Genomic DNA, 24,505 nt, shown 5'->3' on the forward strand with positions numbered 1-24,505 from the left:
GGCGGTGACCCCGCGTGAGAACGGTTCAGGCTGGATAACCTGCGGCGTCTCAGTGACCTGCACAGTCAGCGTTCCGTAGCTGACTGCAACCGGCGAGACGCGCACGTCCGCTCCGATCACGATCGTGCCGGTGCGTTCATTGATCACCACCTTCGCCGGCGTATCGGTGTCGACGGCGAGATTTTCGATATCCGCCATCAATCGTGTAAGGTCCGCCTCACGCGGCTTCTGCACAACCACCTCCTGTGCGTCCTTGGGCTCCGCGACCGGACCGCCGAAGCGAGCGGACGCATACCGGTTCACGACGTCGCTAATGCGCACGGCCGTCGAGAAATCCGGATTGCGGAGCTGCAGCACGAGATTGACAGAATCCTTGAAGTGCGAGGGGAGTTCGCGCTCGATAATTGCGCCGCCCGGAACGCGACCGGCGGTCGTGACGCCTTCGGTCACGGTCGCCGCCTGGCCCTGTGCCTGAAAGCCCGACACGACAACAGAACCTTGCGCTACGGCATAGATCTGGCCATCCGCACCTGAGAGGGACGTCATGATGAGCGTACCGCCGCGCAGCGAGGTCGCATCGCCGAGCGAACTGACGGTAACGTCAATGCGGCTGCCGGGACTCGCGAAGGGCGGAAGGTTGGCCGTGACCATGACGGCGGCCGTATTCTTGGCGTTGGATTGTCCGCCTTGAGTCGAGATGCCGAGGTTCTGGAGCATGGCGCGCATCGACTGCTCGGTGAACGGCGAAGCGCGGAAGCCGTCGCCCGTCCCCTGGAGGCCGACGATGAGACCGTAGCCGATCAGCTGATTGTCACGCCCGGCTTGCAGCGAAGCGATGTCTTTGATCCGCGAGGTCACCGCAAATGCCGGCGTCACATGCGCCATGCACATCGAAAGGGCCGCGAACGCGGCGAAAATGCGAGAGACAATCTTCATTTTGCCGCCACGTGTATGGTGCCGTCAGCAAGAACGGTGCCGCTTACGATGACCCCCGAGTCCATGTTGCGAGCGCGGATGACCTGGCCGGTAAAGCCGTCCTCGAGCGGCGAGCCCGCCGCGGAGATCGTCATCGTTCCCATGCTGAAGACGAGACGAATCTGCGAGCCGCGCGTGACCGTATAAGGCTCGCGCAACGCCCCGACCGGAATCGTCCGTCCGGGCAGTAGCGTACGCTTCGAGATCATGCCGCTAACTTCTTCGATGGATTTGGCGTAACCGGCTGCGAGGTTCGGATTCGTAACCTCGACCTCTTGAAGCTGGCCGCCGTCGATCGTTTCCCCGGGGTAGATAATCGCTGTCGGAACGACAGCGTAGCCCATGTCGGCGCCGGCAGCTGCGGCAGGCATGAAACTGCCGTAGACCGCAACCGTTGCCAATGCCGTCAAAGCGACGATATTTCTCGCCCGGCGAAACATCATGTTCTGCCCCTTCTTGTTACTTCAGGTTCTTGCTGACGATGGTGGCCATTTCGTCGGCAGTGGTGATGACCTTGGAGTTCATTTCATAAGCGCGCTGGGCCGATATGAGCTCGGTGATTTCCTTGACCGGATCGACGTTCGACGATTCCAGGTATCCCTGCTTCATGTATGCGTAGCCCTCCTCGTCCGGCGTTCCGACGACCGGGGCGCCGGAAGCAGGCGTCTCCTGGAAGAGGTTGTCGCCGAGCGGCTGGAGGCCGGCTTCGTTGACGAAGCTTGCAAGCGTCAGTTGCCCAAGCGTCGTCGGAGTGGTCTGGCCCGGCAGAAGTGCGGTGACTTCGCCGGAGCGGCTGATCGTGAGCTGCGTGGAGCCCGTCGGAATGGTGATGCCAGGGACGACCTCATAGCCGTCGACCGTGACCAGCTGACCGGTCTCGCTCTTGTTGAAGGCGCCGGCGCGCGAGTAGAGCGTCGTGCCGTCTGGAGCCAGAACCTGGAAGAAGCCCTTTCCGATCAGCGCGACGTCGAGATCGTTGCCGGTTTGGCTGAGTTCGCCCTGGATGTGCAGGTTGCGGACGGCCGACGTCTGGACGCCCAAGCCGATATTGGCGCCTTCCGGCACGATCGCCTGGTTGGCGCGGTTTGCCACGCCCTTCGCGCGTTCGGTTTGGTAGAGAAGATCGGTGAATTCGGCGCGTGCGCGCTTGAAGCCCGTGGTATTGATGTTCGCGATATTGTTCGCGATCACTTCGAGATTCGTCTGTTGGGCGTCCATGCCCGTAGCCGCAATGGCGAGCGCTCTCATCGGTGCGTCCTTAAATCGAGTTACATCTGCATCTTAGTGACATCGAGGAAGGCCGAGACGACCCTGTCACGGACTGCGATTGCGGTTTGAAGCGTCTGTTGGGCCTGCAGCATGGAGTCGACCACCTCGCGGGTGTTCGCCGTGCCCTTGATGCCTGCGAAGGACATGCTTTCCGCACCCTTCAAAGTATCGACCGCCTGGGTCGCCATGTTGCCGAGAACGGAGGCAAAGCTCTGGTCGTTCTTGGCGCTCCCGGCGGCTGACGAGGCGGTAGAGGAATTGTCGGTCGCGATGCTGCCGAGGCCACGCGTTACGGAAAGAGAGCTGACGTTCTGTACATTGCTGATCATTATTGGCTCTTCAGAAGGTCGATCGTGGAGGAAATCAGGTCGCGTGTCTGCTTGATCGTCTGCAGGTTCGCGTCATAGGAACGGTTGGCTTCGCGCATGTCCGCCATTTCAACGAGCATGTTGACGTTCGGCATCTTGACTACGCCACGCGCGTCGGCAGCCGGGTTGCTCGGATCGAATTCCGTGGTGAAATCGGATTCGTCGACACCGAGCTTCTTGATGCCGACGGTCGTCACTCCAGCCGCACGATCGACTTCTTCGCCGAAGGTGATCATCTTGCGGCGATAAGGATCGGCTCCGGGGGTATCACCGGTAGAACGGGCGTTTGCAATGTTTTCCGAGACGATGCGCAGACGTGTCGACTGCGCCTCAAGCCCGGAACCTGCGATCTTCATTGCTGCTGATAAAGGATCCATGACTTACTTCCCTACAGTCATCATCATCATTCGATGAAAGGAGCCGACGAGCGATGTGTTCAGTTCGTACTGGCGCTTGATCTCGCCGCTCTTGGACATTTCCTCAGACAGGCCGACGGTATTGCCGGATTCCTGCACGCCAATTTCTTGGTCGAGCGGAGCTTCCTTCACGTCGATATCGCCGCTGGTGCTGAAATCATTGCCGCTGAGGTGCGCCGGGTTGGTGCGCGCCATCGTGATATCGGCCTTGTCGAGAACAGCCTGGAAGGGCGTCACGTCCTTGGAACGATATTTCGGCGTGTTCGCATTCGCGATGTTGCCGGCCACAACCTCCTGACGGATCGTCAGCCATTCCGCCTGCCGCGAAGCCAAGTCGAAAAGTTGGATGGGTTGCATGGGAACTCTCCGTTTTTACTGAGAGAACCCTAGGGCAGCAATCTTGCGTCAGACTTACGGGGAACTCAGGCTTTCGCCCTGGGTTGTTTTTATTGGGCAGGCCGCAAAAAGAAGGGCTCCGTCACCGGAGCCCTCGACTTCAGTCTGATCGCAGCTGCCGCGATCAGTTGTTCTGGTAAACCTCGCCCTTCGACGTCACGATCACCCATTTGCCGTCGCGTTCTTCCAGCGCTGCCAGGCGGCTTTCGTCCGGAAGGACCGATCCGACACGCACGACATACATGCCCGAGGAGTCTTCGATCAGCGCACGCCCATTGGCGACATGCAGCAACTTGAAACCGGAAGCGGCAGGGAACGGCTGGTCTTCAGACACCGCGGCTCCCTTGTCATCCTCTTTGCCGAGGTTCGAAACAGTCGCGGTGGTCAGCGGATCGAACGGGAGCTCCGGCCTCTTCTCCGGCTTGTTCTTGTTGACCATGGCAAGCGGCGACACGCGGACGTTGCGCGGCGCCCAGTCCGGCAGTTCGCGGGTCCGATCACCTTCCACGACATTGAGGCTGAATTTGTCCTCGTTGAAGAATACGTACCACGGAAAAATAGCCGCGGCTCCCGCAAGCGTCAGGCCCATCACGGTGAGCAAACGGTCGAACATCACCGCCTTCCGCGTTTCCCGTGATTTCAGCGGAGCGATGGCCTCGTCATCATCTTCGAATCTGCTCAAACTAACCTCTGGGTCTTGTCGGGGCCGTCGCCGGCGGGTTCGGAATCCCGGCGGCAGACTTTAGAGCAGCCGCGAGATCGGAGAAAGAGTCGGCCGACGCAGTTTCTCCGGGCGACTGTTTCAAAACATCGTAAATAATTGGTACCTGCTTGACCGCCATATCCAAATCCGGATCGGCTCCCGGCCGGTAACCGCCGATCAGGCGCAGATCTCGCGTTTCTTCGAAACGATGGATGAGGGATTTCAAGCGGGAGACCAGTTTCTCCTGGTCCGGCGTCCACGCCTTGCGGGCAAGACGCGAAATGGACGCCAGCGGATCGATCGGCGGATAGCGGCCTTCTTCGGCGAGGCTCCGTTTCAGAACGAGATGGCCATCGAGAATGCCGCGCGTCGAGTCGGCGATCGGGTCGTTGTGATTGTCGCCATCGACGAGAATCGAAATAATCGCGGTAATGGTGCCCGTTCCCTCCGGGCCCGGGCCTGCACGCTCGAGCAGCCGCGGCAGCTCGGTGAAAACGGATGCCGGATAGCCTCGGGCGATCGGCGGCTCACCGGATGCCGTCGCCACCTCGCGGATCGCGTGGGCAAATCGCGTGACGCTGTCGACGATCAGCAGGACGTTCTCGCCTTGATCCCGGAAATGCTCGGCGATCGTGATCGCCGTCAGCGGCGCCATCTTGCGAAGCATCGGGCTCTCGTCGCTGGTCGCAACGACGACGATCGACTTCTCCATGTTCTCGGCGAGCGTATCCTCGATGAATTCGCGCACCTCACGGCCGCGTTCGCCAACAAGTGCGATGACGACTTTGTCGAACGCGTCGGCCATTGCGAGCATCGACAGCAGCGTCGATTTACCGACACCGGAGCCTGCGAAGACGCCCAAGCGTTGGCCAAGGCAGAGCGGCGAAAAAATATCGATGGCGCGAACGCCGGTCCTGAAGCCCTCTTCGACACGTTTCCGGGTCATCGAAGGTGGAGCGGTGTTGGAAATCGAACGGCGATCGAGACCTTCGACGATCGGGCCGCGGCCATCGATCGGCTCGCAGAGCGAATTGATCGTGCGGCCACACCAGCTTTGGGCCGGCGATATTCGAAAGGCTCCCTTGCGGATGACCGTATCATGGATGCCGATCGGCTCCCCCGGCTCGATCGGGCAGACATAGGCCAGTTCCGGCTCGACGCGCACGACCTCGCCGAGATGAATCCCGGTCGCCGACTTATGCGCGACGAACTCCCCGAGACGAACGTGCCGCGAAAGACCGCTTACTGTATAATGGCCCGCGGCGATCGTCTGGACATGACCGCCATGGGCGACTGCGAACTCAGGCTTGGCATAGCGGCCAACGAGGGCTGCGAGATGCCCCAACTTTGGTGAAAGCGCTTCTTCGGTCAGCTGCGCGTCGGTCATCGTCAAACCTTCCGCTTAGCGGCTGCCGCCCAAGGTCTGGATCGCCTGGTTGAAGGAATTTTCGCTGTCGCTCGTCAGCGAAGCAATACTCTCGAAGGCACGGTTGACTTCGATCAGCTGCGTGATTTCACGCATTGCATTGACGTTGGAATTTTCAAGATAACCCTGCTCGACGCCGACATTGAAGCGGTCCGTCACAGCCCGCGGGGCATCGGTCGTCATGATGCCGCTGTTTTCGTAGCGGAGATAGCCCTTGCCGATGTCCGCCTCGTACAGGCCGAGCGACGCAACCTGCCGACCATTCTGATAAATGATCCCGTCATTGCCAACCTTGGGCTCGCCACCCGCAGAATTCAGCTGGATCGGCGCGCCGCCGGCGTCCAGAACCGGGTACCCGCGTATAGAGACAAGTTCGCCTGTGTCCTTCATGGTGAAGCGACCGTCTTTGGTCAGAACCTGACCCGCCGGCGTATCCAGCGCAAACCAGGCATCGCCCTTGACGGCAAAATCCAGCATATTGCCGGTGTGCTGCAGCTCGCCGGCATCGCCGGAGAGATAGTCGTTACCCTGCGAGACGAAGGCAACCTTTGCGTTCAGCTTGTTCTTGGTGTCGCTCAACATCTCATCGAACTTGACTTCCGTCGCGCGAAAGCCGGTCGTGTTCACGTTGGCCATATTGTCCGCGATCGTGGTCAGTCGCTTTTCAAGTGCCATCTGGGAGGACAGGGAAACATAAAGGCCGGATTGCATCTTGGTAAGCTCCTGGCATTGGGATCAACGGTACGAAAACCGGGTTCGCGCTGCTTGTTCGACCACGGTTTCCGCTGAGGCGGCATCTCAGAAACGGGCGAGTCGGCCCATTCGTCATCCTCAATCTGACGGCAAATCCTTGCGCGAAGCTGGCATACAAATCGCAGCCAAAAGTGGCCAATCATCAGCCTCACGCAAGCCAGCAACCCTATCCCTTGGGTTGAAAACAACGTTCAGGTTTGGACTGACGATGAATATCATTATCGGATTAGTGATCACGGTCGGCTGTATTATCGGCAGCTTCATGGCGATGGGCGGGGAGATCGGAGCGCTGTTTCAGCCCTTCGAGTTCGTCATCATCGCCGGCGCCGGTCTCGGCGGCTTCATCATGGCGAACCCTATGAAGGTCGTGAAAGATTCGGGCAAGGCGCTCGGCGAGGCGTTCAAGCATGCGGTTCCGAAGGAACGCAACTACCTCGACACGCTCGGCGTTCTCTATTCGCTGATGCGCGACCTGCGCACGAAGTCGCGCAACGAGATCGAAGCGCATATCGACAATCCTGCCGAATCCTCGATCTTCCTGACAGCTCCGACGATCCTGAAAAACAAGGAACTGACATCGTTCATCTGTGACTACGTCCGCCTGATCATCATCGGCAATGCCCGCTCGCATGAGATAGAGGCGCTCATGGACGAAGAGATCAATACGATCCTGCACGACAAGATGAAGCCCTACCACGCCATCTCGATCATGGGCGACTCCTTTCCGGCAATCGGCATCGTCGCGGCCGTTCTCGGCGTCATCAAGGCGATGGCGCACATCAACGATTCGCCGGAAGTGCTCGGTCACCTGATCGGCTCGGCCCTCGTCGGAACCTTCCTCGGCATTCTTCTGTCCTATTCGGTTTGTGCGCCGCTGGTCTCGCAGATCAAAGTGGTGCGCACGAAGCAACACCGCCTCTACGTTATCGTGAAGCAAACCTTGCTTGCCTACATGAACGGCTCCGTCCCGCAGGTTGCTCTGGAATACGGCCGCAAGACGATCTCGGCCTACGAGCGTCCGTCGATCGACGCGGTCGAACAGGAAATGATGAACCCGGGTGGCGAGAACAAGGCGGCCTAATCAACCATGAGAAACGTTCTCTCTCAAAGACCGGCGATGGATCCGGTCCTCCTTGCGAAGTTGACGGGGCGCCTAGGCGATGCGGCGACGGTAGAAAAGCTCTGCACTTCGCTGTCGGAGGTCTATAGCGAGTTCCTGCCCGACATCTTCAAGAGCGAAACCGGTCTGGATATCGCTGTAGCCTATCTCGGTTGCCGTTCCGGCTACAAGAACGATCTGATTGCCGACCTCGATACCAACGTCACCCTCGTGGACGCGACGCTGCGCAACTGGTCGCAGAACATCGCCTTCGCCTGCGACAACAGTTTCGTGATCGCGCTGATGGAAAATCTGCTTGGCGCTGCGCCCGATACGATCGAGCAGCCGGCCGAGAGATTGCTCTCGGTTATCGAGCTCGATCTTGCCGTCATGGTTTTCGAAAAGATCGCCAATGTCTTCCGTTCCGCCGTCAATGCTCCTGGCGGCTTCGAGCCGAGCATCGAGCCGCCGCACGCATTGGAATCCCGCGCGAAGCCTTCCGAGGAAAACCCGGACGAATTCGCAGCGGCCATCAATATGTCGATCACGCTTTCCGGCATCACCTCGGAATTCTCGCTGATCGTGCCCCAGGCACCGCTCCTGAAGACGCAGATTTCAGCGCCGAAGGCGAAGAGCCAGTCCGCCAAGTCCACGGAATGGACTGAACAGCTCACCGAGCAAGTTCATCGTTCGCATGTGACGCTCGACGCGAAAATCCGCCTCCAGGATCTGACGCTGCGAACGATCTCGAAGCTCGCCGCAGGCGATGTCATACCCTTCCACGACACCGGCGATGTCAGGGTCGAGGTCAGTGCCAACAACAAGGAATTGTATGTGTGCGAGTTCGGGCGTTCCGGCGATAATTACACGGTCCGGGTCAAGGATACGATAGGCTCCGATGATGAGCTCATACGCCACTTAATGAATTAGTCGGTTCCCCGTCCCTCATCCGGGACGGCAGTTTGAGGCAAGTTTCAACTGGAATAGTGATTTCATGGCTACGAAGAAAACACAAAAGAACGACGACCTGTCTTTGGAGGCTCCGGGCAACGAAGCTGAGCTCGATCAGGCGATCGATGATCTCCGCGGGGTCTTAAAGCAGGATGCGGAGGGTGAGCTTCCGGAAACCGATGCTTTCGGCGGCACTGGGACCGATCTGTCGACTTTCGGCGATTTCGGAGACGAGGATGCAGCCGAGACATCTTTCGGCGGCGGTGACTTCGGTTCTTCGGATTTCGGCGATACCAGCTTCTCCGCGGTGAGCGCCGAACCGGCGCCACTCGGGAGCGCGCTCTCCTCGAACTTCGAACTGATCATGGACATCCCCATCGACGTCCAGATCATGCTCGGCAGCAGCCGCATGCAGGTTTCCGGTCTGATGAATCTGAATGAGGGCGCAACCATCGCCCTCGACAAGAAGATTGGCGAGCCCGTCGAAATCATGGTGAACGGCCGCAAGATTGCACGCGGCGAAATCACCGTCCTGGAGAATGACGACACCCGCTTCGGGGTTAAGCTTTTAGAAGTTTTGAGCACCAAAAAAGCCTGATCCCGGTTAGGGACGGAGAGGTAAGACCATGATGGACTTTGACGATTTCGGCGGCGCACTTGCCGCGAAACCGTTGACCCAGGCTGAAAAGGCAGCGGCTGTACTCCTTGCTATGGGAAAAGGGGTTGCAGGCCGGTTGTTGAAATATTTCACCCAGGCTGAGTTGCAGACGATCATTGCTTCCGCGCAGGCTCTCCGTGCCATTCCGCCGGATGAGCTTCTCAGCCTGGTCGGCGAGTTCGAAGACCTCTTCACCGAAGGCGCTGGCCTCATGGATAACGCCAAGGCCATCGAGAGCATCCTCGAGGAAGGCCTGACGCCGGACGAAGTGGACAGTCTTCTCGGCCGCCGCACGGCGTTCCAGGCATACGAAACGTCCATATGGGATCGCCTCGGCGAAGGCGATCCTGTCTTCATCGGCAAGTTCCTGCTGCGCGAACATCCGCAGACCATCGCCTACATTCTTTCGATGATGCCTTCCTCCTTCGGGGCCAAGGTGCTGATGCAGCTTCCCGACAGCCGGCGCGCGGACATCATGAACCGTACGGTCAACCTGAAGAGCGTCAGTCCCAAGGCCGCGCAGATCATCGAAAAGCAAGTGATGGCGCTGCTTGCCGAGATCGAAGCCGAGAAGAACTCCATTGGTTCGAGCAAGGTTGCGGAGCTGATGAACGAGATGGACAAGCCTCAGGTCGACACCCTGCTTACCTCTCTGGAATCGATCAGCCGCGAAGCCGTCAACAAGGTTCGCCCGAAGATCTTCCTCTTCGAAGACCTTCTCCAGATGCCGCAGCGCAGCCGCGTCATGCTTCTCAACGACATCTCCGCCGACATTCTTACGATGGCGTTGCGTGGCGCACCGATCGAAATCCGCGAATCGGTCCTCTCCTCGATCAGCCCGCGCCAGCGCCGCATGATCGAATCGGACCTGCAGACCGGCACGGTCGGCATCAATCCGCGCGAAATCGCAATTGCCCGCCGCGCTGTCGCGCAGGAAGCGATTCGGCTGGCGAATTCCGGCCAGATCCAGTTGAAGGAAACAGAAGGCGAAGCAACGGCAGCGGCTTAGAGCCTTTCAAGGCTCTAACCACGCTTCTGTTGACAAACCGGCCAGAGGCCCCTGCGCGCCATTGATCGCCATGCGCCACAGGACTACGCTTTTCGGAGAGGGCCGCCTTGCTGCGGCCCTTTCCATTGATGGAGACCGCGAACTTGGCTGATGAAGACAAGGACAGCAAAACAGAAGACCCGACAGCGAAAAAGCAGTCTGACGCAGCAGAAAAAGGCAATACGCCTTTCTCACGCGAATTACCGCTCTTTGCTACGGTCCTTGCGACCTTCGTCTATCTGACCTTCTATCTTCCCGACGGCATCAGCAGCGTCAGCGCACAGCTTCGGGATATCTTCGAGCAGCCGGACCAGTGGAAGATCGAGACGGGGCCGGATGTTATGTCACTCTTCGTGCATCTCGGCTGGGTAAGTGCCGTGCTCCTCGTCCCGGCAATGCTGCTGTTCATGAGCTTTGGAGTCGTTGCGTCCATAGCGCAGAACCTTCCTACTCCGGTTCTCGAACGTATCCGCCCGCAGATGTCGCGTCTTTCTCCGGCCAAGGGCTTCTCCCGCATATTCAGCCTGCCTGGCCTGATCGAATTCAGCAAATCGCTCTTCAAGGTAGTGGTCGTCGGCGTGATCATGTTCTTCGTGCTGCGAAACGAATACTTCAACGCGATCGACGCGATGTTCTCTGATCCGCAGACCTTGTTCGAGCGGACGCTTACGATCATGCGGAAGATCGTGCTGGTCGTGCTTTTTTCGACGGCAATCGTTGCCATCGCGGACTTCTTCTGGACCCGGCATCACTGGTTCTCGGAACTCAAGATGACGCGGCACGAAGTGAAGGAAGAAAACAAGCAGTCGCAGGGCGACCCCTTCGTCAAGGGCCGCCAGCGTTCGTTGATGCGAGACCGTGCCCGCCGCCGTATGATCGTCAATGTCGAGCGCGCCACGCTCGTCATCGCCAACCCGACACACTTTGCCGTGGCGCTGCGCTACGTGCGCGAGGAAAACGATGCGCCGGTCGTTCTCGCCAAGGGCCAGGACCTTATTGCTTTGAAAATCAGAGAGATCGCCGAAAAGCAGGGAATTCCCGTTTTCGAAGATCCGCCTCTTGCCCGCTCCATGTTTGCGCAAGTCTCGATCGATAGTGTCATCCCGTCAGTATTCTACAAGGCAGTGGCAGAGCTCATTCATCGGGTTTACGCCGCTGAGGCCAAGAACAAACGGGTAAGATAAGCCGTATGAAGAAATGCCCCTACTCTTCTCAGCGTGAAAGAATTCTTGCGGAAGCCATCAGTCCGGTTGCGACCGAGCTTCGGCTCCTCGACGCTGCGGATCTTATTTCGCTGCTGCGCTTCGAGTATTACGGCAGCATCGCAGACTTGGTCACGTCGGCCGCGGAGCTATTCTTTCATCCGGGCACGGTCAATTTTGGGCTTGGGGGCAACTACACGCTGGAATGGGGCGGCAAGCCAGAGGTTGTACTCGATCTCGAAATCAAGCCGCGCGGCGTGACCGTCTATGCGCAATTGACCCTTGCGGAACACCACGCCGGCATCGACATCAGTCATATCGCCTTTCAGGAGCCATCGGCTGATCCTGACGAAAATACGGCCTTCCTCGAACGCAGCCTGCGCGAAAGCCGCTATAATACACGGCCGCTTCAGGCGCTTGCCGGCTGACCATCCTTCAATTTGAAGCACAGAGAACCCGCCAGTTTTTCTTGCCAGGTTCGTTATCGGCTCGTCAGCTGATGTAGCCAAGGCGGATCGCCTTGGCGATCGCCTGGATGCGATTGACCGAGTCGAGCTTGATTGTGGCCGAGCCGAGATAGGCGTTCACCGTATGAACGGAGAGCCCAAGCTTGTCGGCAATCTCTTCGCTGATGCGACCGTCGCCGGCAAGTTGCAGGCAGGCTATCTCGCGCTCGCTGAGTGCCGCCGCAGCCGCAGCCCGCCGCTCATCCAGCGAGAGCAGATCGATCATGATGTGGCAGCTGCGGCCATGAAGCTCGAGGAGTATGTCGCAGCCGGGATCGAGATCATCGCCCGTGAATACGACGTAGCCGTTTCCGGTGGCGCCGAGCCGCACGGGAAAAGCAATGCCAGAAAAGGGCAAGATGCCGTCCTTAAGGCGGATTAAAAAGGACCCAAAATCCGCTGACCCCGGAGTGGCCTTATCGTGGCCGCCTGCCCATGACAGGGGCAGAACGGATTTCTCTATGTGATCGAGCAGCACGTCTCCATAGGCGTCGATGAAGGCCTTGCTGGAGGCCGGTGCTGCCGAGGAGCCCCAATTCTCCAATTCGCAGACGAGGCGCTGCTTCGTCGGAATGCCCGAACCGCTTACCCGATAGACAGCGAAATTCTTGGCATCGGCGAGCTTCTGCATCGCGACCAGCCGCGGGAACAGGTCGGAGCGGCTGCTTACTCTGTTCACGCGAACGCTGCGTATGTGCTCGGTGCTAGCCGCCGCCCTGTTTGATAGTTGCACCATGGAGTCCTCTCAAACGAGATTATTTCTTACGGCGAAGGCTATCGCTTCCGAACGCGTTTTGGTCGCGGTCTTTCGCATGACGCTCGTAATGTAGTTATTGATCGTGTTGCGGGAGATGCCCAGGATCATGGCGATCTCATCGCTGGTCTTGCCCTCTGCAATCCAGAACAGGCACTCGATTTCCCGCTCCGTCAGTTCAAAATCGCGTTCCGTCCGGCTGCCTCCGCACTGAAGAGAGCTCGCGAGGTAACCTGCAACGAGGCCTCCGTCCCTGAGGCGTTCCGGCGACAGGATAAACCCGTCATCAAAAAGGAACATCAGCGATATTCGCGAACGGCCGACATTAAACATCAAAGAGCAATACTGCCGGCTGGCGCCGTCCGGTACGGCGGCGTGGTCAGGCAGGAAAGCAAAGTTGGGCTGGAAGAGCTGCATGCATTTTTCCAACTCCGTCGTGCGCCCGTAGCTGTTTGTCAGGCTCGCCGCCAGATCCTTCGCAAGATCGAACGGCCAGTCCGAAGACACTATGAAGTCGAGCCCGGCCTCCTGGACAAGATCGGAACGCGCCAGCAGATAGTGCGAGGCTCCAACATAGTCCGTCAGCATCCGCAGCGCCGCCTGCAGCCTGCCGCTCTCGACGATTTCCCTGAGCTGACCAATGAGCTCCTCACGGGAGCAAGGATTTATAGCCTGGACGCCGACATAGTTTGCTGCCTGATTTTCGCTTTTTAGCGACTCCAGTATGTGCATATCCATGGGCAACGTCCCGCGACTTAAAAGAGCTATCTCTGCAAAGGCTTGTCTGCGCAGAATCTGAGCGGCCTGCGCCTATGGTTAAACGAATCACCCAAGAGTAAGTCAGTCCGCGCAATTCGCCATATCCGAGTATCTGGGGATTTACTCTTGCTGCTATCCATGCGCCTGATTCGCGAGCCAATTTCGCTTGCTTGGATCTAGCCTAATTTATGGCGATTCTGTGCAGCCGTCGACAACTTATGCGCCGCATTGAGCAGGTCCAAACAACATTTCGCGGCGCCGGCCCACGGTTCAAAGACAATAAAAGAGGCCGGTTGCCCGGCCTTTTCTTTAAGCGGCGGCGCTGTCGACCGCCCATTTCCTGAGAATTTTCGCGGCGCGCTCCTCGTTGATTTCCACCATGCGCGCGAGTTTCCGTTCCGGACCTTCCTTGACGCGCCGGTTGAAGTTGCCGTCGTCGTCGCCCAGGCTGAGCAGATCCTCCGTGCTGTCGAAGCCGAAGTCCGAGCCGAAGCCCTCCATAAGAGCGCCACCTTCGGCTCCGGCTCCCGGCGCAAAATCCGGCAGTTCCAGGCCAACGCTCTCGGCCGACGTGTCGCCTATGACACCGGCACCGGCGCCATTGATGCTGCGTACGAGCGGGCGTACACCCATCCAGACCACGACGAAGGCGACTCCAAGGAAGGCCAGCGAATTGATGATTCCGGCAAGGTTGCGGCTCAGCATATCCATGACCTGAACGCCGGTGCCGGTATCTTCCAGAAGCTGGTTATCGAGGAAGTCCATTGCCGTCACGGTAACGACATCTCCCCGATCGGCGCTGAGGCCTGCAGCCGATGACACGATCTTCTGCATCTCGGCGAGATAGGCGTCAATCTTCGCCTGATCGGCAGGTTGACCGACCATCTGGCCGATACGTCCCTTGTTAACGACAACAGCGATCGACAGCTTCTCGACCCTGTAGCTGCTACGGGTGGTCGCCGTGGTCTTGCTGTTGATTTCGTAGTTCGTCTGTTCTTCCCGCTTATCCGACTTGTCCTGCGATTGCGGACTGTTGTCGCCACCTTGCGCGGGGGCTGCCTGCGGAACGTTCTGCTGCACGGTCGTCGCGTTGTCGGCCTGCGTCTGCTGCGACTGCGAGGCCTCCTTGGTCGATCGCACCGAACGTTCAACCTTTGAGTTCGGATCGTAGACGGTTTCCTGGATCTGTTGTGCGTCCGTGTTGAGCTGGGCGGTCACGCTTGAACGGAAGTTGTCCATGCCAAGGAAAGGAGCCAGCGCCTTGTCGATATTCGATTCGACTTCCTGCTGGACATTCTGGACGATGCCCAGTGAACGGTTCAGTGAACTGTTGCTCGCGTCGTCGCCGGACGCGAGCAACTGGCCGGTGGAATCGAGAATGGTCACGTCATCAACCTCAAGCCCCGGCACGGCCGAGGCTACCAGGTGGCGGATCGCACTAGCGGCACTTCGCCCCGCCGTAGCGCTCGCCCGGATCATGACGGAGGCTGTAGGCTTCTGTTCTGCCTTACGGAAGTTACCGACCTCGGGCATGACGATATGAACGCGAGCGGCTGTGATGCCCGAGATGGACTGAATCGTGCGCCCGATTTCACCTTCGAGCGCGCGGACGCGCGTTACTTCCTGCATGAAAGAGGTGAGGCCGAGCGAGCCGACATGATCGAAAAGTTCATAGCCTGCATTCGCGCTGTTCGGCAGACCGCGCTCGGCAAGCAACAGGCGGGCCTTGCCCGTCATGCCCGCCGGCACCGTGATGCTTGAACCGTCAGTGCCGACCTGGAAGGCGATATTGGCTTCCGCAAGAGCCATGCTGATCTGGTTCAAGTCGGACGTCTCAAGGCCGACGTAGAGCGTCTCCTGCGCCGGTTTGTTGACGAAAAGGGCCGCGGCCAAAATAATTGCTATTGAAAGAACGCCGACGCCAGCAAGCGCCAATAGGCGGGTCCGCCCCAGCGAACCTAAGTTCTTAAAGATCTGAACTAATTGATTTAACAGATTCATTCTGTTCTCGCACGATCCGTCGGACACAAAGCAGGCTTATTGCCTCATTCCTTGATAGACGGCGAAACTTGTGCGAGCGTTTCGTCAGGGCTGCTCGGGAGCCCTAAAGTCAGAAAAGGTCAAAATCGCCGGCCGCCTTGCTGAGCGGCTGGGAATGGCCGTGACGTGTGGTGCCGCCAAGTGCTTTCTGCATCTCGGCCAGCTTGACCAGGCTGAGTGCGGTTGCAACGTCAACCGCCCAGTTTTGGGGAATTTCGCCGGTGATCGTGTCGAGGAATTCCGCCAAGCCGCGGGTTTTTTGCACGGCGAGATCGATGCCCTGCATGACCTTCATGCTAGAAGGAGCGTTCAGGATGTCGGCACCGCCGATTTCGAGGAGCTGCGGCTCGATGCGTTCGATGAGATAAGCAACGTCATGCAGTTCGGAAACGATACGCATCAGAATATCTGGAAGCGCTTCGACGGGCGAAAGCGGCTCTGCTGTTCCATTAAAAGTCATAAAAAACCCTCTAAAAAAACTCGATGCTCGTTTCGATTGGTTTCTGCGGCGCGACATTGCGCTGTTCGAGAGCGACCGTCTTTTGCGTTTCGGCGCCGGTCAGCGGGTACTGACGCGCCCGGCCCGAAACCGGCCAGTATTCGAGCTTGCGGCCATGTTCGCCGCCGGTACTCGAGCTGACGACGGGAATTCCTTCATCTCTCAGGAACTGCATGGCGAAGGCGGCGTTCTGTTCACCGACGTTGGAGAATGTCGAGATCGTCTTCGCCCCGCCGAAAATCTTGGCCTCCAGGCGGTCGCGGCGCGCGCCCTGCTTCAGAAGGCCGTTGATCAGCAATTCCATCAGATGAATACCGTAGCGTGTGTCGCCTCCGCCATTCATTGGCGTGTTGCCCGTACCTGGAAGCAAAAAGTGGTTCATGCCGCCCACTCCAGCCACCGGGTCACGCAGACATGCAGCCACACACGAGCCAAGTATGGTCGTCAAAACCGCGTTCGGATCATTCAGGACCTTCCATTCGCCTTGAATGATATGAACGCGGCGGGCTGCTGCCTCGACACTCATTTCAGCGCTCCAAAAACAGCCTCGATAGCCGCTTTCATCTTCTCGATGGTGAAGGGCTTCGCAAGCACGTTGTTGGCGCCGAGCTGGGCTGCCTTGGTGACCAGCGCACGATCGCCCTGGGCCGTCAGGATAATGAAGGCCGCCTTCTTCGTTGCCGGGTTGGCACGAACCGCCTGGAGGAAGCCAAGGCCGTCCATCTTCGGCATGTTGAAGTCCGAGATCACGAGGTGATGCGGCTGCTGAGCCATGATCTTCATGCCCTGCTCGCCGTCACCGGCAGCCGTGATCTGCTTGAAGCCGAGCTGGGTCAGCGCATCGCTGAGCAGCAATCGGCTCGTGACCTGATCGTCGACGATCAGAACTTTTATCTTCTCGGCTATCGACATTATTCGGTTCCTTCTTTTCGGGCGGCTGTCATTTTCAGTATTTCTTCGCCGATCGCATTCAGTGGCAGCTGCTGCTCAACGGCGCCGAGTTCGTGGGCCACTCGCGGCATTCCATAGACCACGCAGGTCTTTTCGTTCTGTCCGAGAGTGCGCGCGCCGGCATGGCGCATTTTCAAGAGGCCAGCCGCGCCATCGCGGCCCATGCCTGTCAGGATCACACCGACCGCGTTGCGTCCGGCAAGTTCGGCAACGGAATCGAAGAGAACGTCGACCGAGGGGCGGTGTCCGTTCACAGGATCGCGTTCGACAAGACGGCAAACGGGAGCCGACACATTCGCGACCTGCAAATGACGTTCTCCGCCTGGTGCCAGATAAATCTTACCAATCTCTAAACGTGCGCCATCCGTCGCTTCTGCCACCACCGGGGCACAGAGGCGGTTGAGGCGGTCCGCAAAGCTCTTGGTGAAGGTCGGCGGCATATGCTGGGTAATGACCGTCGGCGGACAATTCGCCGGAAACTTCTGGAGCACCGCTATCAAGGCCTCGACGCCGCCGGTTGAAGAACCGATGGCGACGATCTTGCGTCCAACCCGGAAATCAGCGACCGATGGCGGCGGAACGGGAGCAGCAGCGGGTTGCACGAACCGGCGCTGCGAACGCGCAGCCGCCTTCACCTTCTCGGCCAGGTCGCCGAACGGACGCGGTTCGCCGGGCACGGGCTTTCCGATACAATCGAAGGCGCCGATTTCAAGGGCGGCCAGGGATGCTTCCGCACCGCGGTGCGTCAAGGTGGAAACCATGATGACCGGCATGGGCCGGAGCCGCATGATCTTCTCAAGGAAATCAAGTCCGTTCATGTTCGGCATCTCGATGTCCAGCGTGACGACATCGGGATTGAGCTTCTTGATAGCCTCGCGCGCTTCCAGCGCGTCACCCGCCTCGCCGATGACACTGACGTCCGGATCGGATCTCAGGACGGCCGTGATCAGCCCACGCATGGTTGGGGAGTCGTCGACGACGAGAACTCGTGCCGGTGCGCTCATACCTTTCTCCCCAGTCCTCTTGCGGTGTAGCGATATGTGGTGACGCCTATGTTGTCGAAGACGTTCTTGGCTTCGCCTGAGACACGCTCGGAATGACCGATGTAAAGGTGGCCTCCTTCCGGCAGCAGTTCGGCAAAGCGCGACCAAATCTTCATTTGTGTCGGTTCGTCGAAATAGATCACGACATTGCGGCAGAAGATCACGTCGAACTTGCCCTTGAAGGGCCACTGCGCCATCAGGTTCAACTCGTTGTAGGTGATCAGCCGCTTGACGCGATCGTCGATCTGGAATTTGCGGCGCCCCTGCACGTCGACGTCCGTGAACCACTGCTTGCGCATGGCCGGCGATACGGTTTCGAGAGCGGTCTCGTCATATGCGCCCTGCCGGGCTATCGCCAGGATCTTCGGGTCGATATCGGTCGCCAGGATCTTGAAGTCGTAATCGGCAACGTTCGGCATCTGGGAGAGGACCGTCAGTGCGATCGAATAGGGCTCCTGGCCATCGGAAGACGCGGCCGACCAGATACGCACACGTCCGCCCGTCTTGGCGCGGTGCAAAAGCTCCGGCAGCACATGGTCGCGCAGATGCTCGAAATGATGGTTCTCGCGGAAGAAACGCGTAAAGTTGGTCGTTAGATGGGAGAGCATCTCGCGACGCGCTGCCGCCCCAGCCGGACTGGAGACCAGGGAGCAGTATTCGCGGAAACCCGAAAGCCCGAGACTGCGGATGTGCTTCGACAAACGCGAATAGACCAGCGAAGCCTTCGTCTCGTTCAGGTAGATCCCTGCATCCGAATAGATCATCGCAGCGATTTCCATGAGATCGCGGCGCGTCAGCGGGTATTCGCCGCTCGCCAGAACCTCATCGGGGCTACCCTGTCTGATGTCTTTTGCACTCAACGCATTCATGCAGCTTCGCTTTCCGTCTCGGGGAAGATCGCATCGAGTTCGAGCAGGCAGATCATCCGTTTTTCAATCGCAAGAATTCCGCGAGCGAACTGGCGCTCCGCCTCGGAAGAGACTTCCGGCGTGGGCTGAATGTTGTCATCGGTAACGGTCAGAATATCGGAGACGGCGTCGACGAGCAGGCCGACAACTTTCCGATGAACCTGGGCGACAATGATGACATGGCGCTGCGACGGTTCAGCGGCTTTCATGCCGAGACGCGCCGAAAGATCGATGATCGGCAGCACCGCGCCACGCAGGTTGATGACGCCTTTCATGTACGCTGGCGAATGCGGCATAGCCGTTGCCGGCGTCCAGCCGCGGATTTCGCGAACCGACATGATGTTTACGCAAAATTCCTGGTCGCCAATGCGGAACGCGATCAGTTCGCGATCCCCGTGGCTCAGACTTTTCACGCCGTACGACATCGTCTTATCCCACCGCTGCCAAAGACATTTCCGGCTTCAGGGCCTGGCCGCGCGATGCGCCGACCACGGCATCGACGTCGAGGATGAGCGCCACGCGCCCGTCGCCGAGGATCGTTGCAGCCGCAATGCCCGGAACGTGGGTGTAGTTTGCTTCCAGGCTCTTGATGACGACCTGGCGCTGACCCTGGATGGCGTCGACCATCAGAGCGCGCTGACCGCCGCCTTCGGATTCCACGAGCAGCGCGACACCCTCCACCGGGTTCGCCTGCGTTGCGCGGTAGTTCAGGATGCGCCCGACATCGACCAGCGGGCAGAACGAATTGCGGATCGAGATCAAGCGGTGGTTCGCACCGAATGAATGGATTGCGGAGGCTTCCGGCTGCAGCGTTTCGACGATGGCCGTCAGCGGTACCACAAGCGTCTGGCCTGCGACCGTTACCACCATGCCGTCGAGCACGGCGAGCGTCAGCGGCAGGCTCATCGTGAAGACGGAACCCTGCCCCGGCCTCGAGGTGATGCTGATACGACCGCCGAGCGCCTGGATCGAGCGCTTGACGACGTCCATACCGACACCGCGACCGGAGATATCCGAGATCTTGTCGGCCGTGGAGAAGCCCGGCAGGAAGATCAGGTTGTCGATTTCCTCGTCCGAGAGGTTCGAATCGGCCGGGATCAGCTCGTTGGCAATTGCCTTCTGCTTGACCTTTTCGCGGTTAATACCGGCGCCGTCGTCGGCGAGTTCGATCAGGATACGTCCCGACCGGTGCTTTGCCGTAAGGCGGACGGTGCCTTCAGCGTTCTTTCCGCTGGCAGCGCGCTTTTCCGGTGATTCGATGCCGTGATCGACGGCATTGCGGATCATGTGCGTCAGCGGTTCGGCGATCTTGTCGATGACCGTCTTGTCGACCTCGGTGTTTTCACCTTCGGTGATCAGGCGGATCGTCTTGCCCGTCATGTCGGCGATTTCACGAACGATACGCGACATGCGCTGGAACACCGGCTTCACCGGCTGCGCGCGGATCGCCATCACCGAATCCTGGATCTCGCGGGTAAGCTGCTGCAGCTCTTCGAGGCCCATGTTGATCGAAGACGTGCCCGTTGTATCGTTCTCGATGACGCTCTGTGAGAGCATCGCCTGGTTGATGACGAGCTCGCCGACGAGGTTGATCAGGCGGTCGACGCGGTCGAGATCGACGCGGATCGTCTGGCCCGCGCTTGCGGCGGCGGCATTGTTTTGTGCAGCAGCGGCCGCACTGGCAGCGGCAGCCGCTGTCGATTCCTTCTTTTCGACGCGGGCCGCCGCGGCAGCCATCTGCGTAACGTTCGAGGCAGTTTCAGCGGCCGCGACGGCTGCAGCGACCTCCGGCGTCACCTCCCGGGCCTCGATAGCACCGCCGTCATCGAGGATCGACAAATCGAAGGGAACGGGGATCATCGGCAGTTCGTCGTTGGAAGCCGTTGCGGCATCGGCTTCGACCGCCTTGATCGTCAGATCGCAATCCCATTCGGCGAACTCGAACACGGCGCGGATGGCGTCCTCGCCCTTATCCGTCTTCAGCGTGATGTTCCAGTAGAAGTAAGCTGCTTCTGCATCCAATTCTTCGAGGCCTGGCAGCGCATCCATGTTGCAATAGCAGCTCATCTCTCCCAAGCGGGAGAGATCGCGCAGCAGCAGGGTCGCGTCGTTACCCTTCGAATAGAGATCGGAGCGTGGCTTGAAGGTGATTTCATAAGCCGGAAGATCGGAACCGGCTTCTTCTTCACCGCCGAAATCGCCGAAGGAGAAGGGAATAGGCTGGAAACCGCTTTCGTCGGTCGGCGACGGAGCGGCGGCAACAGGTGCCGGAGCAGGTTTTGCAGCGGCCTTCGGCGCGGGAGTCTCGGCGGCGCTCGACGGCGACGGCATTTCGCCGTGTGCAAGCGCTTCGAGCTCTTTCACCAGGCCGCGGCTGCGGCTTTCGTCGACGCTGCCGCCGTCCCGGGCGGCATTGGTGAGGTCTGCCAGCACATCGGCCGATTTCAGCATGACCTTCAGGACATCCTGTGTCGGCTCAAGCTTATTGGAGCGAACGCAATCAAGTGTGGTCTCGAACACATGGGCGAAGGCGACGAGAGCGTCCAGACCGAAGGCACCGGCGCCGCCCTTGATCGAATGGACGGCACGGAACACCGCATTGACGGTTTCCGGATCGCGATCGCCATCATTCATTTTCAGAAGACCGGATTCCAGTTCGGCGAGCTGCTCCTCGCATTCCTGGAAAAAGATCTCTTTGATTTCGTTCATATCCATAGGAGAAAATCCTGGGTTTAAGCGGTTACGCGCTCAATGGCATCGATCAGCTTGGCAGGGTCGAACGGCTTGACGATCCAGCCGGTGGCTCCGGCCTGACGCGCACGGTTCTTCTTTTCCGCATCGCTTTCCGTCGTCAGGACCAGGATCGGGATCGCCCGGTACTTCTCGTTGCGGCGGACACCTTCGATGAAGCCGAAGCCATCAAGGCGCGGCATGTTGATGTCGGTGACGATGACGTCCGGGTTGGATTCCTCGAGAACTTCGAGGCCCTCGACGCCGTCTTCAGCCTGGATCGTCTCGAAGCCCGCATTGTTCAGCGTCACGAGAAGCATGTTTCGAATCGTCCGTGAATCATCCACGGTCAGCACTTTTTTCTTCATTGCCGGATCTCCTTGGCAAGCAGGTGGTCGATGTCGACGCCAACCAGCTGCATGGTTTTCTGAAACGCATCGGACACTTTCACGAAGGTGAACGAATGCTTGTCCCGGTCCCAGGTCTTCACGGCCGCCATCAGAACCTGAACACTAAGACCGCCCAGCCGCTCGACGGCGGATGCATCGATCGAAAGATCGCTGCCGCGCACGGAGAGAAGCTTGTCGCGCAAGGCCGACGCCTCGTTGAGATCGAGCACCGCTCCCAAACTCAAGGTCTTCCCACTCTTTTTTGCTGCCATCAGCTTTTCCTTGTCCCCTGCTCCCCTGCCCGCAAGAATGAGGCGAGGGCATCTTCCGATAGGTTAGTAAACATTCCGGCCACCTCCGAAGCTGGCGGCAGGAAGCGAGAGCCCGAAATCTTCTGCGTCGTATTGCTCGTCCAGGGTGATGGGCCGCGCTGGGATCTCGACGCGGCGATGATGAAACGAGCGACCCGCCGTAGCCTCGACGCGCCCGTTTTCGCGGGCGATGCGGAATTCACGGATGGTCTGACCGAGTTCGAGGATTACCGTATGCAACTCGTCGGCATCGGCGGCCGAACGCTGGGCGGACGCGGCGTTGTCGGCAACCTGCCCGCCGAGCGCCTTGACGTCGCCCACCACCGTGTCGAGGCTCGCGGCGTGCTCGCCCGTATGGCTTGCAATGGTGGCGATCGCAGCGTTGATGTCTGTCACCTGCCGTACGATACTGCCGATCGAATCCTGGGTTCGACCCACCATCTGCACGCCGGCGTCCACCTGGGACTTGGTCGTCGTGACGAGGGTCTTGATTTCGCGGGCGGCTTCGGCGGAGCGCTGCGCGAGCGCCCGCACTTCCTGCGCCACGACCGCAAAGCCGCGGCCGGACTCGCCAGCACGCGCCGCCTCGATGCCCGCATTCAGAGCAAGCAGGTTGGTCTGGAACGCGATCTCGTCGATCGCTCCGATGATCTGACCGATCTTTTCCGCGGACTGTTCGATATCCGCCATGGCACTGATGGCGCGGCCAACAACCTGGCCGCTCTCTTCAGCCGCGGCGCGGGTCGAGGCCGCGGCCTTTTCGGCGGCGCGGCTTTCCAATGCCCCGTTGCGCACGCTTCCGGCAATGGCTTCAAGGGCGACTGCCGATGTCATGAGTTGCTGTGAATGGTCAGCGGCATGACCGGAGAAGCTTTGGGAGGCGGTCGCAAGCGAATGGGTCGAGAGTTCGGCTTTCGCGGTGCGTTCGCCGAGAGCTGCAAATTCCCCCTGGATGGCGTCGAGGGCCGCATTGAGGGCGCCGGCGATATCCGCATAGGCGCTGTCTCCATCAGTAGCTGCGCGCGCGGTCAGATCGCGGGCTGCGAGGCCATTGACCACCTCGCCAAATATTCGCGTGACTTCCGCCTTGTCCTGTTCACGCTGTTCGGCAAGCGACTGCTGCTGCGAAGCACGCAGGGCATTGAAACGAAGCGACACGGCGATTTCGACATCCACCATGACCAGCCGGATGATGGCCATCATCATCTCGCTGATTTCTTTTGCGCGGCGTCTGGCGCCCGGAAGCAACGGCTTGCCTGCGAGCTCACCCGCCAGACCGGAAATGATGTGCTCTAGCATCACGCCGTGGCCAGCGACGTGCCAGCGCGGATCGAGGCCCATTCTACTCTCGGTATCGGACAGCACCTTGACGCGCTCGGCATAGAGGCTGTCGAAGCGGGCATCCGTCAGCACGTCCCAGTGGGAGGATTGGAGATCGTGCAGGCGATCGACCTGGCGGTCGTTCTCGAAATTGCGCGCGGCGTCGGGGAAGGTCTGATAGCGCTGGAACAGATCGCGAAGGCCGCTCTTCAGCCGGGCTTCAAGCATCGGCCGGTGGCGGCGCACCATCTCGCATTGCCCGGCATCGAGGCCGGCAAAGCGAAGGCGATCACGGAGGCTACCTGCCTGCGCGCCTTTGGCCTGATCTGATGGCATATCCTGCCCCAATGCCTATCCCCAATCACCTTCCGGACAGGGTCCGATGAAAAATTTGTGCTCCATCCGAGCGCAATGCGGGGGAAACGACCCATGCCACCGGCCACAAACCGGCGGGCGAATGTCTCCCGATCAGCAATTTCTATTTCGGAAAAGAGATCGATACCGGATCGAGCCGGTACGGCGGGACGGCGTCATGCCTGCTGGGAACGAGTAAACATCTTCCCATTCCGACGTGTACTGCAATGTTTATGGTTAATTCCTTGCTTGAAGGTTAATAGGCATTTGAAGGACCTTGGCATCCAAGCATTTCGACCGCCCGGCATGAATTTGTTCCTGGGAGTTGCAAACGCGCTACAAGTCCCGCACAAGGTCTATGTTATATCCCGCCTGTAAGACATGACATGATGTCGTTAAGGATAGAGCAATGATTGTTCTCGGATTGGGTTCGTGCGTCATCGCAATTGCCACGCTGGCCGCCGTCGCCCTGCTTGACCGGATTGAAGCCAGCCGCGGCGTGATCAGCCTCCGCGTGCTCTGAATGCAATTGCCCACTGCGGCATAGTGCGGCTTTCTGCGCCACCCCTGTTGGCAGCCACCTTCCTCTGATGTATCGCAGGCGCCTCAAGCTCAGCGGAAGTTGTTCATGACTGCCAGAACCGGCCTTTTCATCATTCTCGCCGTCACTCTGTGGC

28 protein-coding genes are annotated in these 24,505 nt (G+C 59.3%); 6 read left to right on the top strand and 22 right to left on the bottom strand.

The window, feature by feature from the left end; all coding sequences use genetic code 11:
* The 9 genes from ACPYOI_RS25340 to flgF all read right to left on the bottom strand — a co-directional run.
* Positions 1-891: flagellar basal body P-ring protein FlgI (locus tag ACPYOI_RS25340; RefSeq protein WP_481423541.1), on the bottom strand; the 891-nt coding region annotated here is incomplete at its 3' end.
* Between the two features lie 41 nt (positions 892-932).
* Positions 933-1,418: a flagellar basal body P-ring formation chaperone FlgA gene (flgA, locus tag ACPYOI_RS25345; protein WP_481415103.1), complete on the bottom strand. Its 486-nt coding sequence runs from the start codon at positions 1,416-1,418 to the stop codon at positions 933-935.
* A gap of 16 nt (positions 1,419-1,434) precedes the next feature.
* Complete coding sequence (gene flgG / locus ACPYOI_RS25350; RefSeq protein ID WP_481415104.1) at positions 1,435-2,223, bottom strand: flagellar basal-body rod protein FlgG; 789 nt, start codon at positions 2,221-2,223, stop codon at positions 1,435-1,437.
* A gap of 20 nt (positions 2,224-2,243) precedes the next feature.
* Positions 2,244-2,573, bottom strand: a complete 330-nt coding sequence (fliE, locus tag ACPYOI_RS25355; RefSeq protein ID WP_168828396.1) for a flagellar hook-basal body complex protein FliE — start codon at positions 2,571-2,573, stop codon at positions 2,244-2,246.
* A complete protein-coding gene (gene flgC / locus ACPYOI_RS25360; protein ID WP_481415105.1) occupies positions 2,573-2,989 on the bottom strand; it encodes a flagellar basal body rod protein FlgC in 417 nt (138 codons plus the stop codon). The genes fliE and flgC overlap by 1 nt, the downstream gene beginning before the upstream one ends.
* A gap of 3 nt (positions 2,990-2,992) precedes the next feature.
* Complete coding sequence (gene flgB, locus ACPYOI_RS25365; protein ID WP_168828394.1) at positions 2,993-3,385, bottom strand: flagellar basal body rod protein FlgB; 393 nt, start codon at positions 3,383-3,385, stop codon at positions 2,993-2,995.
* Between the two features lie 163 nt (positions 3,386-3,548).
* Positions 3,549-4,106: a flagellar protein gene (locus ACPYOI_RS25370; protein WP_481415106.1), complete on the bottom strand. Its 558-nt coding sequence runs from the start codon at positions 4,104-4,106 to the stop codon at positions 3,549-3,551.
* A gap of 1 nt (position 4,107) precedes the next feature.
* A complete protein-coding gene (gene fliI, locus ACPYOI_RS25375) occupies positions 4,108-5,514 on the bottom strand; it encodes a flagellar protein export ATPase FliI (protein ID WP_481423538.1) in 1,407 nt (468 codons plus the stop codon).
* Positions 5,515-5,529: 15 nt separating this feature from the next.
* Complete coding sequence (flgF, locus tag ACPYOI_RS25380; RefSeq protein WP_168828391.1) at positions 5,530-6,264, bottom strand: flagellar basal-body rod protein FlgF; 735 nt, start codon at positions 6,262-6,264, stop codon at positions 5,530-5,532.
* 250 nt (positions 6,265-6,514) lie between these two features.
* Here flgF and motA point away from each other — a divergent pair, with 250 nt between their 5' ends.
* From motA to ACPYOI_RS25410, 6 genes are all read left to right on the top strand, one after another.
* On the top strand, positions 6,515-7,387 hold the full coding sequence (motA, locus tag ACPYOI_RS25385) for a flagellar motor stator protein MotA (protein WP_168828390.1): 873 nt from the start codon (positions 6,515-6,517) through the stop codon (positions 7,385-7,387).
* Between the two features lie 6 nt (positions 7,388-7,393).
* Positions 7,394-8,335 (top strand): FliM/FliN family flagellar motor switch protein, encoded by a 942-nt coding sequence (locus tag ACPYOI_RS25390; protein WP_481423539.1) that lies wholly within the window; start codon positions 7,394-7,396, stop codon positions 8,333-8,335.
* A gap of 64 nt (positions 8,336-8,399) precedes the next feature.
* Positions 8,400-8,954, top strand: a complete 555-nt coding sequence (gene fliN, locus ACPYOI_RS25395) for a flagellar motor switch protein FliN (RefSeq protein WP_481415109.1) — start codon at positions 8,400-8,402, stop codon at positions 8,952-8,954.
* 28 nt (positions 8,955-8,982) lie between these two features.
* Positions 8,983-10,023 carry a flagellar motor switch protein FliG gene (fliG, locus tag ACPYOI_RS25400; RefSeq protein WP_481415110.1) on the top strand — a complete coding sequence of 347 codons (1,041 nt, stop codon included), beginning with the start codon at positions 8,983-8,985 and terminating at the stop codon, positions 10,021-10,023.
* A 143-nt stretch (positions 10,024-10,166) separates the two neighbouring features.
* On the top strand, positions 10,167-11,246 hold the full coding sequence (flhB, locus tag ACPYOI_RS25405) for a flagellar biosynthesis protein FlhB (RefSeq protein ID WP_168828387.1): 1,080 nt from the start codon (positions 10,167-10,169) through the stop codon (positions 11,244-11,246).
* Between the two features lie 5 nt (positions 11,247-11,251).
* Positions 11,252-11,692, top strand: a complete 441-nt coding sequence (locus ACPYOI_RS25410; RefSeq protein ID WP_168828386.1) for a hypothetical protein — start codon at positions 11,252-11,254, stop codon at positions 11,690-11,692.
* A 64-nt stretch (positions 11,693-11,756) separates the two neighbouring features.
* Here the strand turns inward: ACPYOI_RS25410 and visR are convergent, their stop codons facing one another.
* From visR to ACPYOI_RS25475, 13 genes are all read right to left on the bottom strand, one after another.
* Entirely contained in the window at positions 11,757-12,506 is a 750-nt protein-coding gene (gene visR / locus ACPYOI_RS25415) for a transcriptional regulator VisR (RefSeq protein ID WP_168828385.1), read from the bottom strand.
* Between the two features lie 9 nt (positions 12,507-12,515).
* Entirely contained in the window at positions 12,516-13,262 is a 747-nt protein-coding gene (gene visN, locus ACPYOI_RS25420) for a transcriptional regulator VisN (protein ID WP_481415111.1), read from the bottom strand.
* 330 nt (positions 13,263-13,592) lie between these two features.
* The gene (gene fliF / locus ACPYOI_RS25425) at positions 13,593-15,284 is read right to left on the bottom strand and encodes a flagellar basal-body MS-ring/collar protein FliF (protein ID WP_481415112.1); all 1,692 of its coding nucleotides are present in this window, start codon (positions 15,282-15,284) and stop codon (positions 13,593-13,595) included.
* Positions 15,285-15,393: 109 nt separating this feature from the next.
* Positions 15,394-15,783, bottom strand: coding sequence for a chemotaxis protein CheT (gene cheT / locus ACPYOI_RS25430; RefSeq protein WP_168828382.1), 390 nt, complete (start codon positions 15,781-15,783; stop codon positions 15,394-15,396).
* Positions 15,784-15,793: 10 nt separating this feature from the next.
* On the bottom strand, positions 15,794-16,348 hold the full coding sequence (cheD, locus tag ACPYOI_RS25435) for a chemoreceptor glutamine deamidase CheD (RefSeq protein WP_168828381.1): 555 nt from the start codon (positions 16,346-16,348) through the stop codon (positions 15,794-15,796).
* The gene (locus ACPYOI_RS25440; protein ID WP_168828380.1) at positions 16,345-16,734 is read right to left on the bottom strand and encodes a response regulator; all 390 of its coding nucleotides are present in this window, start codon (positions 16,732-16,734) and stop codon (positions 16,345-16,347) included. Before ACPYOI_RS25440 ends, cheD begins: the two co-directional genes overlap by 4 nt.
* Complete coding sequence (cheB, locus tag ACPYOI_RS25445) at positions 16,734-17,777, bottom strand: protein-glutamate O-methylesterase CheB (protein WP_481423540.1); 1,044 nt, start codon at positions 17,775-17,777, stop codon at positions 16,734-16,736. The genes ACPYOI_RS25440 and cheB overlap by 1 nt, the downstream gene beginning before the upstream one ends.
* Positions 17,774-18,685: a protein-glutamate O-methyltransferase CheR gene (gene cheR / locus ACPYOI_RS25450; protein ID WP_481415114.1), complete on the bottom strand. Its 912-nt coding sequence runs from the start codon at positions 18,683-18,685 to the stop codon at positions 17,774-17,776. Before cheR ends, cheB begins: the two co-directional genes overlap by 4 nt.
* Positions 18,682-19,149, bottom strand: coding sequence for a chemotaxis protein CheW (locus ACPYOI_RS25455; RefSeq protein ID WP_481415115.1), 468 nt, complete (start codon positions 19,147-19,149; stop codon positions 18,682-18,684). The genes cheR and ACPYOI_RS25455 overlap by 4 nt, the downstream gene beginning before the upstream one ends.
* A gap of 4 nt (positions 19,150-19,153) precedes the next feature.
* On the bottom strand, positions 19,154-21,439 hold the full coding sequence (locus ACPYOI_RS25460; protein ID WP_481415116.1) for a chemotaxis protein CheA: 2,286 nt from the start codon (positions 21,437-21,439) through the stop codon (positions 19,154-19,156).
* Between the two features lie 17 nt (positions 21,440-21,456).
* On the bottom strand, positions 21,457-21,822 hold the full coding sequence (gene cheY1, locus ACPYOI_RS25465; protein WP_003570362.1) for a chemotaxis response regulator CheY1: 366 nt from the start codon (positions 21,820-21,822) through the stop codon (positions 21,457-21,459).
* A complete protein-coding gene (locus ACPYOI_RS25470) occupies positions 21,819-22,115 on the bottom strand; it encodes an STAS domain-containing protein (protein WP_481415117.1) in 297 nt (98 codons plus the stop codon). The genes cheY1 and ACPYOI_RS25470 overlap by 4 nt, the downstream gene beginning before the upstream one ends.
* Before the next feature lie 63 nt (positions 22,116-22,178).
* A complete protein-coding gene (locus tag ACPYOI_RS25475) occupies positions 22,179-23,810 on the bottom strand; it encodes a methyl-accepting chemotaxis protein (protein ID WP_481415118.1) in 1,632 nt (543 codons plus the stop codon).
* Between the last annotated feature and the right edge of the window lie 695 nt (positions 23,811-24,505).

Source organism: Rhizobium sp. SVR5-2C (assembly GCF_056755115.1).